The 16,094-nt window shown below is 62.4% G+C and carries 14 protein-coding genes; 6 read left to right on the top strand and 8 right to left on the bottom strand.

Annotated features, from left to right (window positions below; translation table 11 throughout):
- Window positions 1-134: 134 nt before the first annotated feature.
- Together LOY53_RS26745 and LOY53_RS24930 are read left to right on the top strand one after the other, a co-directional pair.
- Window positions 135-1,004 carry a hypothetical protein gene (locus LOY53_RS26745; RefSeq protein WP_309475937.1) on the top strand — a complete coding sequence of 290 codons (870 nt, stop codon included), beginning with the start codon at window positions 135-137 and terminating at the stop codon, window positions 1,002-1,004.
- Window positions 911-4,789: a dermonecrotic toxin domain-containing protein gene (locus tag LOY53_RS24930; protein ID WP_309475946.1), complete on the top strand. Its 3,879-nt coding sequence runs from the start codon at window positions 911-913 to the stop codon at window positions 4,787-4,789. Before LOY53_RS26745 ends, LOY53_RS24930 begins: the two co-directional genes overlap by 94 nt.
- Window positions 4,790-4,794: 5 nt before the next feature.
- On the opposite strand, the gene LOY53_RS24925 is transcribed toward LOY53_RS24930, so the two are convergent.
- From LOY53_RS24925 to gpmI, 4 genes are all read right to left on the bottom strand, one after another.
- Entirely contained in the window at window positions 4,795-5,562 is a 768-nt protein-coding gene (locus LOY53_RS24925; RefSeq protein ID WP_252826100.1) for a divergent polysaccharide deacetylase family protein, read from the bottom strand.
- Between the two features lie 8 nt (window positions 5,563-5,570).
- Window positions 5,571-6,887, bottom strand: a complete 1,317-nt coding sequence (locus LOY53_RS24920) for a S41 family peptidase (RefSeq protein ID WP_027592376.1) — start codon at window positions 6,885-6,887, stop codon at window positions 5,571-5,573.
- A gap of 102 nt (window positions 6,888-6,989) precedes the next feature.
- A complete protein-coding gene (locus tag LOY53_RS24915; protein ID WP_258703395.1) occupies window positions 6,990-8,294 on the bottom strand; it encodes a murein hydrolase activator EnvC in 1,305 nt (434 codons plus the stop codon).
- Window positions 8,295-8,500: 206 nt separating this feature from the next.
- Window positions 8,501-10,036, bottom strand: a complete 1,536-nt coding sequence (gene gpmI, locus LOY53_RS24910; RefSeq protein WP_099455581.1) for a 2,3-bisphosphoglycerate-independent phosphoglycerate mutase — start codon at window positions 10,034-10,036, stop codon at window positions 8,501-8,503.
- A gap of 206 nt (window positions 10,037-10,242) precedes the next feature.
- Between gpmI and LOY53_RS24905 the strand changes: the two genes are divergently transcribed.
- The 3 genes from LOY53_RS24905 to secB are packed head-to-tail and all read left to right on the top strand — an operon-like array spanning window position 10,243 to window position 11,437.
- Window positions 10,243-10,656 (top strand): rhodanese-like domain-containing protein, encoded by a 414-nt coding sequence (locus LOY53_RS24905; RefSeq protein WP_027592379.1) that lies wholly within the window; start codon window positions 10,243-10,245, stop codon window positions 10,654-10,656.
- Window position 10,657: 1 nt separating this feature from the next.
- A complete protein-coding gene (gene grxC / locus LOY53_RS24900; RefSeq protein ID WP_258703394.1) occupies window positions 10,658-10,912 on the top strand; it encodes a glutaredoxin 3 in 255 nt (84 codons plus the stop codon).
- 39 nt (window positions 10,913-10,951) lie between these two features.
- The gene (secB, locus tag LOY53_RS24895; protein WP_027592380.1) at window positions 10,952-11,437 is read left to right on the top strand and encodes a protein-export chaperone SecB; all 486 of its coding nucleotides are present in this window, start codon (window positions 10,952-10,954) and stop codon (window positions 11,435-11,437) included.
- 125 nt (window positions 11,438-11,562) lie between these two features.
- Here the strand turns inward: secB and trmL are convergent, their stop codons facing one another.
- Window positions 11,563-12,024 carry a tRNA (uridine(34)/cytosine(34)/5-carboxymethylaminomethyluridine(34)-2'-O)-methyltransferase TrmL gene (trmL, locus tag LOY53_RS24890; protein ID WP_099455580.1) on the bottom strand — a complete coding sequence of 154 codons (462 nt, stop codon included), beginning with the start codon at window positions 12,022-12,024 and terminating at the stop codon, window positions 11,563-11,565.
- Between trmL and LOY53_RS24885 the strand changes: the two genes are divergently transcribed.
- Window positions 12,023-12,460, top strand: a complete 438-nt coding sequence (locus LOY53_RS24885; RefSeq protein WP_027592382.1) for a hypothetical protein — start codon at window positions 12,023-12,025, stop codon at window positions 12,458-12,460. The two genes, trmL and LOY53_RS24885, sit on opposite strands and share 2 nt — an antisense overlap.
- 299 nt (window positions 12,461-12,759) lie before the next feature.
- Here the strand turns inward: LOY53_RS24885 and ntrC are convergent, their stop codons facing one another.
- The 3 genes from ntrC to aroQ form a co-directional block, all read right to left on the bottom strand.
- Window positions 12,760-14,196, bottom strand: coding sequence for a nitrogen regulation protein NR(I) (ntrC, locus tag LOY53_RS24880; protein ID WP_027592383.1), 1,437 nt, complete (start codon window positions 14,194-14,196; stop codon window positions 12,760-12,762).
- Window positions 14,193-15,278 (bottom strand): nitrogen regulation protein NR(II), encoded by a 1,086-nt coding sequence (gene glnL / locus LOY53_RS24875; RefSeq protein ID WP_027592384.1) that lies wholly within the window; start codon window positions 15,276-15,278, stop codon window positions 14,193-14,195. Before glnL ends, ntrC begins: the two co-directional genes overlap by 4 nt.
- A gap of 254 nt (window positions 15,279-15,532) precedes the next feature.
- Window positions 15,533-16,078: a gamma subclass chorismate mutase AroQ gene (aroQ, locus tag LOY53_RS24870; RefSeq protein ID WP_252826095.1), complete on the bottom strand. Its 546-nt coding sequence runs from the start codon at window positions 16,076-16,078 to the stop codon at window positions 15,533-15,535.
- Between the last annotated feature and the right edge of the window lie 16 nt (window positions 16,079-16,094).

The following is a 16,094-nucleotide window of genomic DNA, read 5'->3' as shown; positions in this document are numbered from 1 at the left end:
ACCCAAGACAAGCACTTGGCAGCCACACTTCCCCAACATCACGTGAAGAACCTTTTTTTGCCCTGCAATAAGTAGCACCAGGGGGCAGAGCGCTCGCGACAGGCTTCCAGCTCATTTACCTGGAGTGCCTTCGTATGACCCCCTCGGACGCATCGACATTCGATTTCAAGCGAGCCGCTGCCCGGCAGTTCGCCGCCCGCCCCACGCTACGCCAGGTCGTCAGCGACCAATTGCTCACGTTATTGCTGGCAGAGCTGCCATGGCTGGCCTCGGTACAGCCTGCATTGCTGTCTGCCGATGCGCTCACACTGGACAGCCCGGACCCGTCCACACCCTACTGGTCCACTCAACCTTTGGTCGATCGTGTACTGCAGGCCATGCTCGAGTCGCGCTTTCTCGATCTGGAGCCTGTCGAAGGTCGCCATCATAACCTCGGCCTTGTTGATCCTCACCGCTTCGCCGGCTCCCACAACGTGCTCGACACCCGCCAGCTCAGCGGCCTGAGCGAACCGCTCAATGACCTGATCGAGCAACTGCCGCAGCATTTTTGCGAGGCGCAGCTCGGCTTCTGGGCGAGTGCCGGGAGTACCGGTAAAAGCCGTGACCATTGGCTGCAGTTGCTGTTGAGCACGGCCCTGTTGCGCGGTCTACCCTTGCAAGGCCTGGATGCCCAAGAGCAGGCCTGCATTCGCGGCCTGATCCGCGGCGGTGCCGACCAGCCCACGGCGAGCTTCGTGCAGGTCCAGCTGACCCAGGGTTTGCGTGAATCGGAACAATTGCTTAGCCATTTGCTGGTAACAGGTGAGTGGGATGAGCGGCAGGTGGTGCTCTGGTGCGCGGCTTTGCCTCGCTGGCCGCTTTTGCCTTGGCCCTGCGTGATGATCTGGCGCAACGCTACAGCTTCGATGCCATGTCCTGGCGGCTTTATCCGGTTGAGGGCAATGTATTCGCACAGCAGGTGTCGGCGTTGCTGGAAACGCTGTTCACTCAGGTGGACAGCGTGAGCTACCGCCGCCTGGAAGATGTCGCCGCGCTGGAGCAACTGTTCGCCCAGATCAGTGACCCTGCGCAGTGGTTCGACAGCTACCCGGACGATACCCCGGCGGTCAGGCCCCCACCGGCTTTGTCGACCAGCTCTGGAAGCGATAGCGTGGCCTACCGTGCGGGCCTGTTGCAGCTGGCAGTCGATCAGCTCGACGCCGAAGGGGTTGCCGCCATGGATGGCATCCTTAGCCTCAAGGATTACACCCGCCAGCGGCTCACTGAACAGATGCAATCCGCTCACGCGCAGGCTATCTCCCCGGATGACCTGCTGATCGAATTCTTCGTGGCGCTGGGTATTCCGGGAGGCGCAGGAACGGGCGCAGGCGGTGGCGAGCCGGTGGCGTTCGAAGGCAGCAAGACGCTGACGGAGTTCGCCATTGGCAACCTCGGAACGCTCAGCAATGCCTCGATCCGGCGCATTCGGCGCGCCGACGGTTCTGCTGCCCCAGCCTGGCTGGATGCCGATGCTGCCGGTCGATTGGTGAGCCAGATCGATGTCGGTGGCAACTATCCGGTCTATGTCGCCCGTCAATTGGACGACCCATTGCAGCGTGCACAGCGCGTCCGGCGCTTCGCCCGTGAGTGGCGCAACGCTCTGCGCTTCAGCGCATTGGGTGCCAAGCTCGATGGCAAGATCACGGAGGCTGGGCTGCAATGCGTCATTGATTTCTGTGCAGGCCATCTCGACCCGCAAACACCCCGTATGACGCTGATGCCGCTGACCTTCCGACGCCAGCCGCATTCCCGCCAACAGGACCTCGTTCGCGGCATGTATGTGCTGTTCTGTGCCAAGCCTGAGCTGGTGCTGCTGTATCGGCCTTTATACCCGCAGGACACCCTTCGTGAGTATTCAACCCTGGCCGCGTTACTCGCTCACATCCAGGAGTCCACGCTGCTGCAAGCGAGTATTTTGGACTGGCTAAACCCGCAGGTCCGCCATATTTACGACGATGGCGGGTTCAATGAGCCGCACGTCACCAGCATTGGCATCGACCCGTCCAGTCTGCCCGAGCGCCCCGAGCCGCCTGTTATCGAGCCGGTCTTCTGGACCACCGCTATCAATGAAAGGTTGTACAACGCCAACCGTGATCTGCTTATTGAACTAGCGGACATGCAATCCACCTCGAATGCCGAGCGACGGTGGGAAACCCTGTCCCAAGGCGCCTGGCTGCTGTTCGATGTGGTGTCGTTGGCGCTGCGTGGCCCGGTGGCCAGCGTGGCGTGGCTGGTGCAACTGATCAGCTCTTTGGAGAATGACCTGCTGGCGCTTGAGCAGGGCGGCGAGTTCGACCGGCCCGCCGCGGTTTCAGACCTGTTGCTGAACTTGAGCATGGTATTGCTGCATGCGCGGCAACCTGCTCCGCACCCCGCCACGATCGGAACACCTCCCGACATTTCGGCGTTCGATGGGCCTGCCCCGCAGCGAGGGGCTTTTGCCGAGGTCTCGGTGGTCCCCTCTGACGCAGGCGCAGCGGGGATCGGTGAGCTCGCAGCGCTGCCGCAACGCCGGTTGGATCTCTCATGGCGTGGCAATCAAGGGTTCAATTGGCTTGCGCCTGAGCAGCGGCATGCACTGCGCGCCATGCGTACGGGTGTGTCGCTACCCGACTCGGCATTGCAGGTCACGGGCGAGACAGCAGGGCTGTATCAGGTCGACGGGCGCCTGTACGCGGCCATGGACGCCGATGCTTATCGGGTGGCAGTGGTCAACGGCAGTGTAAGGGTGGTCGATGGCAAGGGCGGCTACGGCCCATGGTTGAGCTATGTACAAGGCGCTTGGCGTATCGATGGTTCACTTCGTCTCGCTGGCGGGATGAGGCGAAACACACGCGAGAACATCGCCGATCGCTTCCACAAGCTCCACGCTACGGTTGCCAAACTTAATGCGCAGGTCAGAGCAGCGACGCTCCGCTTTGCCGAGGCCGGCTTCAGCATTCCGGTTTTGCGAGAAAAGGTCACAAAGCTGGGTGAATTGTTGGAAACAGAGCGGGCCAAGCTGGGGCTGGCCACCACAGACAGCGAGCAGGCCGCGTCCAGGGAAATGATTGGCCGGTACGAAGCGCGTCAAGCCGAATGGGATGTGCAAATTCGTAGCAGGCGCATTGAAGCGGTAAAGCAGGTTGAAGAGGTCGTTCGGGACTGCCAGGAGATTCTTCGCACGATCGAGACCATGTTCGAACCCAAATATGCCCGCGAACGGCGAGCGGGGGTGGAAGCGGGGCTGACAGAGCAGCGGCGTGAGGTTCAGCTCAGCCTGATCCGCAACAGCGATTTCATCTTCAATGAGCTCTGGGATTTGGCGGATTACCAGGAGCTGACCAGTATGCAACAGCGCCTTCATGGGCGGCCTGTGCAACAAGTGCTTGAAGCCTATCAGGCTTTTCGCCGCAAGCTTGAGGGCGTCGTGGCGCTTCAGGATCGCATGCTGGCTGCATTCGAACATCTCGACGAGCTATTGGTCGATGTGCCAGGCGAGGTGATCATCAGCAATGCCTCCGAACCGCAAAACCTCACCGTTGATGCATTTATTGCCAAGCGTACGTTCAGCACGGTTCAGTTCCGTTTCCATCAAGTGTTGAACCTTGCCGATTTGGCTTTACACCTGGATAGCATCGATGGTCAGCGCACAATCAATCTATTCCGGGAAGAGCTGTCGGGGATGTCATTGCGCAACGCGGGGGGTGCCCATGGTGAACTCGACTTCGCCAACCTACCGCTCGAGGACCGTATCACCATCTTGCAGGAGGCATGGGACGAATACGCAGCTGCGCTGGTCAACTGCTTGCGAATTCGCGAAACGGGTGGGGCGTTGATCGACATTTCGATGCTGGACCGCTACCGGACGGAGTTGGAGAAGCTCAAGTGTGATGCAGGGCGTAGGTTGGTCGCGTTGATCAAGGAGCAGGAGGGTGCCCGTGCGCCTGACGCGCGCTTGCCTTACATAATCTCCAGCGAGCCGCAGCGGGCAGTGCGTAACGCGGAAGGGCAGATATTGATCGGAAAAAAAGAGCTCGATGCCGATGGTCAGGCGGTGTATCAGGTGCGTGATCCGTTCAGTGACGCGGTGTTGGCCACCTTTGACTGGAGGGACGGCCAATGGCATGAGCGAAGCCGCGACCCAGCGCCGGCCGCACCTGAGGTTGCCTCGACTGATCCGGCGTTTAGGGTGCAGGCGCTGCTGGAGGAGAACGATCAACTTCTCTTGAAGGCCAACGAATACGTGGTGAATGACCTTAAGGGAACACTGCTTGTGCGCCTGTTTGATCTTCAGATAGACAAGCTGGGGCAAGCGGCGACGTCATTGGGCGAGGAGGGCGCCAACGCCGCCCTCATACGGCGCCTGGAGGTTGCCTCGGACCAGATGCGGTCAGAAAAAAACCTCAAGCTGACCATGCTGTACACCGACACCCGCTACCCCAGCGCCGCAGCGTTACGTTTCCTGCATGAACAGAACCTGATCAAGGTGGAGTACGTCGCCCCGCGTCAGGTCATGGCCAATGGCAGCACCTTCGATGAGTACAAGATCATGCGTCTGGCGCAACCAGGTGCCGCATCAGGCCGGCCGTTGTGGGCCGCACACTTCCACATGCCTGCCGCCGACGCGCTGGCGCGTGACTTCACGTTGGGCCATTTGAAAACCTGGAGCCAGCGTCGCTTGAGTGGGCGTGAGGAAGGCTCAACCCAGCGGGTGCACAGAGGCAAACTCACCCTGGAACAGGCGCGCGGCATCATACCGTTCGATTGAGGCGTTCAGCGGTTGCTGTACCGGCCATGTTTGCCATGGGCAGGCATGGCCTGGTTGCCGCGCTCGGCAATCATCTGCTTGAGCCCGATCAGCTCAACGCCCTGGCTTCTCAGGCGCGGGATTTCTCGTGCCAGCACTTCGAGGGTCTGCGGGTAGGGGTGGCCGATCAACACGGCCGAGCCTTGCTTGCGGGCCATCGCGACACCCAGTTGCAGTTGCCCGGCAATGGCTTCGGGGGTGCGCACGTCATCCAGGAACACATCACGCGAAACGTGTGCCACATCTTGCGCCTGAGCTTCGGCGGCGGCCACCGTGGCGGCACTGGTGCGGCTGTCGACGAAGAACAAGTGGCGGCGCTGCAGTTCGCCCATCAGCCAGGTCATGGCTTCGCGTTGGGCGGTCATGCGGCTGCCCATGTGGTTGTTGATGCCGGCCGCGTACGGCACCTTGGCCAAGGCCGCGTCGAGCCGGCTGGCCAGTTCGGGCAGCGGTAGCCCTGGGTGCCAGGCATAGGGGCCGGTAGCCGGGTCCATGGGCATGTGCAGGATCACCGTCTTGTGGGCTTTATGCGCCTGGCGTGCGAAATCGCTGGCGTGCGGGGTGTCGGGCATGATTGCCAGGGTGACCGGGCCGGGCAGGGCGAGCGTGCGGCTGTCACGCTCGGTGCTTTGGCCCAGGTCGTCGATGATGATGCTCATGTAGGCCTTGCTGGCCGGCGCCGCTTGGGCGACGCCGACCAGCAGGTAGCACAGCAGACACAGCAGATACCGCATGGGCGCGATCATTTACCCGAGGTGATGTTCAAGCCCTTGAGCAGGCTCAGGGCCTGGCTCAGCTGGAAGTCATCGTCCTGCGGGCGTTCCTTGCGCTTGCTGCTGCCGGTCGGGCGCTCGGCGCCGCCGTTGCCATTGCCCAGGTGGCCCTGCAGGTCGGCTTCCTTGAAGTTGTCGGTATCGATTTCGGCAGTGAGTTTGGCCGGGCGCACTTCGATATCCGGCACGATGCCCTGGGCTTGGATCGAGCGGCCGTTGGGGGTGTAGTACAGCGCGGTGGTGAGCTTCAGGGCGCGGTCGTTGGCCAGCGGCAGCACGGTTTGCACCGAGCCTTTGCCGAAGCTGTCGGTGCCCATCAGCACGGCGCGCTTCTGGTCTTGCAGGGCGCCGGCGACGATTTCCGACGCCGAGGCGCTGCCGCCGTTGATCAGCACCACCAATGGCACGCCTTCGCTGGCGTCGGCCGGGTCGGCAGAGAAGCGCAGTTCGGAATTGGCGATACGGCCCTTGGTGTAGACGATCAGGCCCTTGGTCAGGAAGTGGTCGGCCACTTCGACCGCCGACTGCAGCACGCCGCCGGGGTTGTTGCGCAGGTCGAGCACCACCCCGCGCAGCTTCTTGCCGTTGTCCTTGCGCAGCTTGGCCAGGGCCTTGCCCACCTCGTCGCCGGTCTTGACCTGGAACTGGGTGATGCGGATGTAGCCGTAGTCGTTTTCCAGCAGCTGGCTTTTCACGCTCTTGACCTGGATCACCGCGCGGGCGAGGGTCACGTCGAACGGGTTGCCGCCATCGCGGACCAGGGTCAGGGTGATTTTTTCGCCGACCTTGCCGCGCATCTTGTCCACGGCTTCGGTCATGGTCTGGCCGCGGGTCGGGGCGCCGTTGATCTTGACGATCAGGTCACCCGCCTGCACGCCGGCCCGGGAGGCGGGGGTGTCATCGATGGGCGAGACCACCTTGATGAAGCCGTCTTCCTGGCCCACTTCGATACCCAGGCCACCGAATTCGCCGCTGGTGCTCTCTTGCAGCTCTTGGAAGTCCTCGGGGCCGAGGTAGGCCGAGTGCGGGTCAAGGTTACTGAGCATGCCCTTGATGGCGTTTTCCAGCAGGGTCTTGTCGTCCACCGGCTCAACGTAAGCGGCCTTGATGCGGTCCATGACCTCGGCGAAGGTGCGCAGCTCCTCCAGCGGCAGCGGCGCCTTGGCCGTCACCTCGGTAGCTGGCACCGCTGCTGGCTTGGCCGGCTCTGCGGCAATGGCCAGGGGCGCGCCGACCGCCAGGGCGATGGACAGGGCCAGCTGGGTGAGACGAGGCGAGTGCAGCATGTCGAACGAACTCCTGATCCTGAAGGTGCTCCGTGAGGAGCATCGGCGCAGCATTCAGGCTACGCCGTAAAAAGGTGAACTGGGTTGTTTTTCGGACAAACCCTAGCCTCTGCACCATTGCGACGGGTCGGTAGGCCGGCCCTGCTGGCGGATGGCGAAGTACAAGCCTGCGCTGTCCTGGCCACCGCTGTCACCCACGGTGGAGATGGCTTCGCCAGCTTTGACGATGTCACCGGCGCTCTTGAGCAGGCTCTGGTTGTGGCCGTACAGGCTCAGGTAACCATTACCATGGTCGAGAATGACCAGAAGTCCAGCACCGCGCAACCAGTCGGCAAACACCACACGGCCGCCGTGTACGGCGCGTACTTGCGTGCCTGGGTTGGCGCTGATCATCACCCCGTCCCATTTGGCCCGGGCGTCACTGCCGCGTGCATCGCCGAAGCGTGCCAGCAATCGACCATTGACGGGCCACGGAAGTTTGCCCCGTGCAGCAGAAAAAGCGCCGCCGTAGTTGGCGCCATCGCTGGAAACCATCGGGCCCAGAGTGGTGCGGGCTTTTTTCGGTGGCTCGACCGGCTCGCGGGCTTCTTCGCGCGCAGCGGCGGCGGTCAGGGCTTCCTGCTGGCGGCGTTTTTCCGCCTCTTGCTGGGCCAGCAGGGCTTTCTTGCGCGCTTCCTCTGCCTCGCGGGCCTGGCGTGCCAGGGTTTCCTCGATGGTCTTGAGTACTTTGCCAAGGTCGGCCTGGTCCTGCTCGCGGGCCTGCAGCTTCTGGTCGCGGTCTTTCATGTCGTTGTTGAGCTTGGCCAGTACTTGCTGGCGCTTGCTGCGCTCAGTCTCGAGAGCCTGGCGGCGGCTGTCGAGGTCGGCGCGCTGGGCCAGCAGTTGCTCTTGCTGGCGGGCGATGTCCTGTTCGACGTTGGCCAACTGGCGCAGGGTCTCGTTGAAGGTGCGCAGTTGCTCCAGGCGCGCCTTGCTCAGGTAATCGTAATAGGTGAGGGTGCGCGCGAATTTCTCGGGGTTCTGCTGGTTGAGCAGCAGCTTGAGGTATTCCTCGCGGCCGTTCTGGTAGGCGGAGCGGGCCTGGATGGCAATCAGCCGTTGTTGTTCAACGCGGGCGGTCTGGAGTTTTTTTTTCTCGGTATCAAGGCGCTCCAGCTCGCCCTCGGTCTTTTTTAGTTCTTGTTGCAGGGCCTCCACCTGTTTCTCGAGATTGCCGATGTCGGTCTCGGTGGACTTGAGGTCTTTCTGCACGCCGGATTTCTCTTCCTGGAGCTTGCCCAGCATCTTCTTGAGCTCGGCGATGTCCTGGCGGGTGGCGTCCAGTTGTTGCTGGGTCTGTGCGCGCTCATCGGCAAATGCCGGGCTGAGCAGGCAAGACAGGGCGAGTAGGATCAGGGCGCGGAGCATGGGGTTGGGCGTACCAGGGATGGAGACTGGCCTAGTATGCCCGCGCGAGCCTGCAAAAAAAACGCCTCGCGGCAGATGCGGCGAGGCGTTTGTCTGGAAACCTTGAATCTGGGGCCGCTTTGCGGCCCATTCGCAGCGCAAGGCTGCTCCTACAGGCGGTGCGCAGGCCACTGTAGGAGCAGCCTTGTGCTGCGAATGAAGGCAACTCAGGCGTCGATCAGGATCGACGTCCCGGTCATTTCCACAGGCTTTTCCAGCCCCAGCAGTTTCAGCATGGTCGGCGCCACGTCGGCCAGCACGCCGCCTTCGCGGACCTTGACCTTGCGCTTGCCCACATAGATGAACGGCACAGGCTCGGTGGTGTGCGCGGTGTGCGCTTGGCCGGTGCAGGCGTCTTCCATTTGCTCGACGTTGCCGTGGTCGGCGGTGATCAGCGCTTCACCGTCGACTTTATCCAGCGCCTCGACGATACGCCCGACACAGGTGTCCAGCGCTTCGACGGCCTTGACCGCAGCCTCGAACACGCCGGTGTGGCCGACCATGTCGCCGTTGGCGTAGTTGACGATGATCACGTCGAAACGCTGTTGCTCGATGGCTTCGACGATGCGGTCGGTGACTTCCGGCGCGTTCATTTCCGGTTGCAGGTCGTAGGTGGCGACCTTCGGCGACGGGATCAGGATGCGCTCTTCGCCTTCGAACGGCTCTTCACGGCCGCCCGAGAAGAAGAACGTGACGTGCGCGTACTTTTCGGTCTCGGCGATGCGCAGCTGGGTCTTGCCGTTCTTGGCCAGGTATTCGCCCAGCACGTTGTCCAGGCTGGACGGTGCAAAGGCTGCTGGCGCCGGGATTTTTGCCGAATACTGGGTCAGGCCGATGTAGGCCGCCATCTTCGGCAGGCGCGCACGTGGGAATTCGTTGAAGTCCGGCTCGACGAAGGCACGCGACAGTTCGCGGGCGCGGTCGGCGCGGAAGTTCATGAAGATCACCGCGTCGCCGTCTTCGACCTTGACCGCCTCGCCAATGCGCGTGGCTTTGACGAACTCGTCGTTTTCTTCACGGGCGTAGGCGGCTTCAAGGCCAGCCAGGGCGGTGTCTGCGGTGTAGTCGGCAACGCTGTCGACGATCAGGTTGTAGGCCGCGGCAACGCGGTCCCAACGGTTGTCGCGGTCCATGGCGAAGTAGCGGCCGATGAGGCTGGCGATGCGGCCCTTGCCCAGCTTGGCGAAGGTCTCGTCGAGCAGCTCGATGGACGACTTGGCGCTGCGCGGCGGCGTGTCGCGGCCGTCGAGGAAGGCGTGCAGGTAGATTTTTTCGGCGCCACGCTGTGCGGCCAGTTCGGCCATGGCGATCAGGTGGTCCTGGTGGCTGTGCACGCCGCCGTCGGACAGCAAACCGAGGATGTGCACGGCCTTGCCGGCACCGACAGCCTTGTCTACCGCGCCGGTGAGTACCGGGTTGCTGAAGAACTCGCCATCACGAATAGCCTTGGTGACCCGGGTGAAGTCCTGGTAAACGACGCGGCCGGCACCGAGGTTCATGTGGCCGACTTCGGAGTTGCCCATCTGCCCGTCTGGCAGGCCGACATCCATGCCTGAACCGGAGATCAAGCCATGCGGCTGACTGGCGCGCAGGCGGTCATAGACCGGTGTGTTGGCGGCATAGATGGCGTTGTATTCGGGGCTTTCGCTGTGGCCGAAGCCATCCAGGATGATCAGGACCAGGGGTTTGGGCGTACTCGTCATCAATCAAACTCACGGTTGTTCAAAGATGATAAAGACACGCATTTTAGGGCAAATGCGCCATCAACGGCGAATATTCGTCCCATCCCCCGACCAGCGCAGCCACCGCGCCAGGGCAAAGCTGCTTTTCTGGCCGGCCAGTCGGGCTTTGGTGGTCATGGGGGGCTGTGTATACTGGCCGGCATTTTCAATCGCCTGGAACACCGCTGATGGTTGCTCACCTGATTCAATTCGCGACAGATCACTACATCCTGGTTGCGATCTTCGTTGTTCTGCTGGTCCTGCTGCTCATCAATGAAGTCCGCCGTGGCGGCCAGAGCCTGAGCAATGGCCAGTTGACTGCCCTGGTCAACGCTGACAAGGCCCTGGTCATCGACATCCGCACCGCCAAGGAATATTCCGCGGGCCACATCGTCGGTGCCGTGAACATCCCGCAGGACAAGCTGGTCAGCCGTATGGCCGAGCTGGAAAAGCACAAAGAGAAGACCCTGATCATCGTCGATGCGATGGGCCAGCAGTCCGGCACGCTCTGCCGCGAGCTGCTCAAGGCTGGTTACAACGCCGCCAAGCTGAGCGGTGGCGTATCCAGCTGGAAAGCCGATAACCTGCCCCTGGTGAAGTGATATGAAGCCCGTCATCGTTTATTCCAGCGACTACTGCCCCTACTGCATGCGCGCCAAATACCTGCTCGAGAGCAAGGGCGTTGCGTTCGAGGAAATCAAGGTCGACGGCAAACCGCAGGTTCGCGCCGAAATGAGCCAGAAGGCCGGCCGTACGTCGGTGCCGCAGATCTGGATCGGTGGCACCCATGTCGGTGGATGCGATGACCTCTATGCCCTGGAGCGCGCCGGCAAGCTCGACGCGCTGCTGGCGGCCTGATTTGCACTGCATTCAAAAACATTAGGATAAGGATCTGCCATGACTGACCAACAGACCAACGGCGCAGCTGCCGAAGACAACAGCCCTCAGTTCTCCCTGCAGCGCATCTACGTGCGTGACCTGTCGTTCGAGGCCCCGAAAAGCCCGCAGATCTTCCGCCAGCAGTGGGAGCCGAGCGTTGCCCTGGACCTGAACACCAAGCAGAAAGCCCTGGAAGGCGACTTCCATGAAGTGGTGCTGACCCTGTCGGTGACCGTCAAGAACGGTGACGAAGTGGCCTTCATCGCTGAAGTGCAGCAGGCCGGCATCTTCCTGATCGCCAACCTCGACGCTTCGTCGATGAGCCACACCCTCGGCGCGTTCTGCCCGAACATCCTGTTCCCGTACGCCCGTGAGACCCTGGACAGCCTGGTCACCCGCGGTTCGTTCCCAGCGCTGATGCTGTCGCCGGTCAACTTCGACGCCCTGTACGCGCAAGAGCTGCAGCGTATGCAGGAAGCGGGCGAGACGCCGACCGTTCAGTAATAGCTGCCGGTTTCAGAAAGGCGCCTCTCGGGGCGCTTTTTTATTGCCTGTTCTGGCCTCTTCGCGGGGCAGTCCACATTGTGGGAGCGGGCTTGCCCCGCGAAGAGGCCGTTCCTGCCAATGCATCAGCTTCCGGCAAACCCGTTCTGCCGCCAGGCCTCATACACCGTCACCGCCACGGTATTGGACAGGTTCAGGCTGCGGCACCCCGGCCGCATCGGCAGGCGCAAGCGCTGCTCGGCCGGCAGGCTGTCCAGCACGTCGGCTGGCAAGCCGCGGCTTTCGGGGCCAAACAGGAAGGCGTCGCCCGGCTGGTAAGCCACTTCATGGAAGGGGTGCGAGCCCTTGGTGGTGAAGGCGAACAGCCGGGGGTTACCCAGGCTTTCCAGGCATCCGGCCAGGCTCTCGTGGCGCTTGAGCGTGGCATACTCGTGGTAGTCCAGCCCCGCCCTGCGCAGGCGCTTGTCATCCAGTTCGAAGCTGATGGGCTCGATCAGGTGCAGGTGGCAACCGCTGTTGGCGCAGAGGCGAATGATGTTGCCGGTATTCGGCGGAATTTCTGGTTGAAAAAGGATGACGTGAAACATGCACGGCTCCAGGCGTGAAGATGACGAGCATTCTACCCCTGAACCGGACCTTCGTTCGAAGGCCTTCCCACGGGTGATGCTATCGCTGGCCATTGTTGGCCTGATGGTGGGCTTGATGATCGGCCGCCTGACCACCCCCGATGAGCGGGTGCTGGAGCAGGTCGAGGTGGTGCAGGACGGGCTCGACCTGTGGTTCAACGAAGAGCCGAAGCTGCATGGCGAGAACGTCGAGGGGACGGTAGCCGTGCTGTTCGAGGCCCAGGGCAAGGCCCAGCGGGGGCAATTGAGCCTGCAGGGCAAACCCGTAGGTTGGCGTGTGCAGAAAAGCGAGGAGGGGCTGTTGCTGACGGTGGTGGCCGCGCGCCCCCTGCACGGCGAGTGGGCCGGTGCAGAGGACGCTGGGCGTTGGCGTGTACAGGTGAGGCTGCACGAATAAAAGAGGGGATGTCCCGGCCTGCCTGTACCAGGGTCCCCAAAACTTGCGCTACTGCAAATAAAAGAGGGGTTTTCCCGGCCTGCCTGTACCGAGGACCCCGAAACGGGAGATACAGGACTTATTGCAGGGGGCGTGCCAGTTTTGCAAAACCCGGAAACATTGGCTTTCAGGGCTTTTTTGCCAGGTTTTGAGGGTTTTTGTGCCTTCGTGCGGTGCAGAGGGCACAGGATCGGTGCATGGCGGCGGAAATAAAAAGGGCCGCTCTAAAGCGGCCCCGTATTTAATGATCTGCGTACAACTCAATGGTCTTCGCTGTCGTCTTCATCTCCGCCGGCGACATTCATCCCCAGCTCCTTGATCTTGCGCGTCAAGGTATTGCGCCCCCAGCCCAGCAACAACGCCGCATCCCGACGCCGCCCCGCCGTGTGCTTGAGGGCGGTCTCGATCATGATCCGTTCGAAACTGGGCACCGCACTGTCGAGCAGGTTCGATTGGCCACGGGCCAGCGCCTGGTCCGCCCACTGGCGCAGCGCCTGTTCCCAGTTGGTCACGGGGGCGGCGTCCTGCGGCAGGTTCAGCAACTCGGGTGGCAAGTCACCGATCAGCACTTCACGGCTGGACGCCATCACGGTGATCCAGCGGCAGGTGTTTTCCATCTGCCGCACGTTGCCCGGCCACGGCAGGTTGCGGATGAACTCTTCGGTCTCCGGCTTCAGCAGTTTTGGCTCCACCGCCAGCTCTTGCGCGGCCCGTGCGAGGAAGTGGCGGGCGAGCGCAGGGATATCTTCGCGGCGGTCGGCCAGGCGCGGAATGTGGATGCGGATCACATTGAGCCGGTGGAACAAGTCCTCGCGGAACTTGCCAGCCTGCACCAACGACTCCAGGTTCTGGTGGGTGGCGGCAATGATGCGCACATCCACCTTGACCGGCACGTGGCCACCCACCCGGTAGAACTCGCCATCGGCCAGCACCCGCAGCAGGCGGGTTTGGGTGTCGGCGGGCATGTCGCCGATCTCGTCGAGGAACAACGTACCGCCGTCGGCTTGCTCGAAGCGGCCGCGGCGCAGGTTGGCCGCACCGGTGAAGGCGCCTTTCTCGTGGCCGAACAGCTCGGACTCCATCAGGTCTTTGGGGATGGCTGCCATGTTCAGGGCAATGAACGGTGACGCCGCACGCGGGCTATGGCGGTGCAACGCATGCGCCACCAGCTCTTTGCCGGTGCCGGACTCACCGTTGATCAGTACCGTGATGTTGGAGTGGCTCAGGCGACCGATGGCGCGGAACACCTCCTGCATCGCCGGCGCTTCGCCGATGATCTCTGGTGTGCGGGCCAGGGCTTGTGGCACATCGAGGCCTTGCTGCTCCTGAGCATGCTGGTTGGCGCGCTTGACCAGCGACACCGCCTCGTCCACGTCGAACGGCTTGGGCAGGTACTCGAAGGCGCCGCCCTGGTAAGACGCCACAGCGCTGTCGAGGTCGGAGTGGGCGGTCATGATGATGACCGGCAGGCGCGGGTGCTGTTCGCGGATCTGGGCCAGCAGGTCAAGGCCGCTGGTGCCCGGCATGCGGATGTCGGAAATGATCACATCCGGTTGCTGGCGGGCCAGGCGGCCCATCACGCCATCAGCGCTGTCGAAGCTCTGGGTGGTCATGCCTTCCTGTTGCAGGGCTTTTTCCAGGACCCAGCGGATGGAGCGATCATCGTCGACGATCCATACGGTTTCACTTCGGCTCATGAGGCGGTGGCTCCTTGTTCCAGAGGCAGGTAGATCGAGAAGGCGGTATGGCCCGCGTGGCTTTCACACTCGATCAGGCCCTGGTGCTGGCTGATGATGTTCTGGGTGATGGCCAGGCCCAGCCCGGTACCGTCCGGGCGCCCGCTGACCATGGGATAGAAAAGGGTGTCTTGCAGTTCCGACGGGATGCCCGGGCCGTTGTCGATGATCTCGACGCGTGCCACCAGCCGGTGGCGCACATGGCCGATGGTGAACTGGCGCAGCGCACGGCTGCGCAGGGTGATGCGGCCCAGGCGCAGTTCGTTCTGCGAGCTGATCGCCTGCATGGCGTTGCGCACGATGTTCAGCACCGCCTGGATCATCTGCTCACGGTCGATCAGCACATCCGGCAGGCTTGGGTCATAGTCGCGCACCAACGTGATGCAGCCCTGACTTTCGGCGTCCACCAGGCTGCAGACCCGCTCCAGCACTTCGTGGATATTGGTCATCGCCAGCGAGGGCAGTTTGTTCGAGCCCAGCATGCGGTCGACCAGGTTGCGCAGGCGGTCGGCCTCTTCGATGATCACGTTGGTGTAGTCGCGCAGGCCCTCTTCAGGCAGCTCGCGGGCCAACAGCTGCGCCGCGCCGCGGATGCCACCGAGCGGGTTCTTGATCTCGTGGGCCAGGCCACGCACCAGCATCTTGGTGGTTTCCTGCTTGCTCAGCTGGGCTTCTTCCTTGGTGATGCGCAGCAGCCGATCGCGCGGGTGCACCTCGAGCAGCAGCAGGGTCTGGCCCTGGTGCAGAATCGGCGTGACAGCGTAGTCGACGGTGATGGTCTGCCCAGTCAGCGAGGTCAGTTGCGCCTCGCGCTTGGTGAACGGGTGCGCCTGTTCAACCGCCTGGCGCAGCGAGCTGAGCGCCTCGGTCGACTCGGTGAACAGCTCGCTGATGAACTGCCCATGGCTGCGCTGGCCACTGACGGCCAACAGCATTTCTGCCGCCGGGTTCATGTATTCCAGGCGCAGCTCGGCGTTCAGCAGGAGCGTGGCGGTGGTCAGGTTGTCCAGAAGCAGACGGTGCTGTGCATCGCTGATGGTCATAAGGCGTCGTTGACCTCTTTTGGCGCTTGCCTGGCACTAGGTGGCCAGAGCCGGGCGCGCTGTGGATCCGCTGATGCCAGGAAAATGCAAGAAACAAACCAAGGCTCCGAAAAGAAGCGGATTAACCTGAGAAAGCCCTGAATTTGCGCTGATTCGGATCAGAAAGCGCTGTTCGAGCGCTCGCTGCGACCTGTTTTGGGCCGCAGGGCAGAGCACTCTTGGCAGTTATGCACCAATATAGAGCATTGCTGTATTCAGCGTTTAGGGCACAGCTGCCCGGTAGCGCGAACCATGGCAAGGTGGCGTAGCGGGTCATTGGTCCGGCTGTTCAGCGCGTCAGCGAGCTTGCGAGCGCAGTCGGTCGGGGGCTGCCGGTCAAAGCGGCCCAGTTCGAACAACAGGGTGGCCTGCAGTTTGTCCAGGCGCGGACGCAGTTGATCAACCAGGTCCAGAGGTTCGGCTGACGGCCTTTGCCCCAGCGTGGTCCAGCGGTCAAGCAGGGCGTATTGGACGAGTTTGTTGGCTTCGATCTGGTCACTGAAGAAGGCAGCGGCGCGATCAGGGCTGAGGTCATGGTCGGCAACCTGTTGGCGCACTTGGGTGATGACCTGTTGCTCGCGCGCGGGCGCCTCTACCGGCAGGTTGTGATCATACTTGTGCAGGGCGACTGAGGTGGCCAAGTCCAAGCGGTATTCGATGTTGGCAAGCAGTGGGGCGAATTCAGCTTCGTAGGGTGTGGAAGCGCTGCAGCCGAGCAGGGCGAGTGAGAGGCAGGGTAGTGCGGGGAGGGCAAGGCGCATGGTGTTCTCCTTATTG

This window comes from Pseudomonas sp. B21-031 (genome assembly GCF_024748985.1).
In the GTDB taxonomy this organism is placed as follows: domain Bacteria; phylum Pseudomonadota; class Gammaproteobacteria; order Pseudomonadales; family Pseudomonadaceae; genus Aquipseudomonas; species Aquipseudomonas kermanshahensis.
This window is presented reverse-complemented; position numbering and strand designations above follow the sequence as displayed.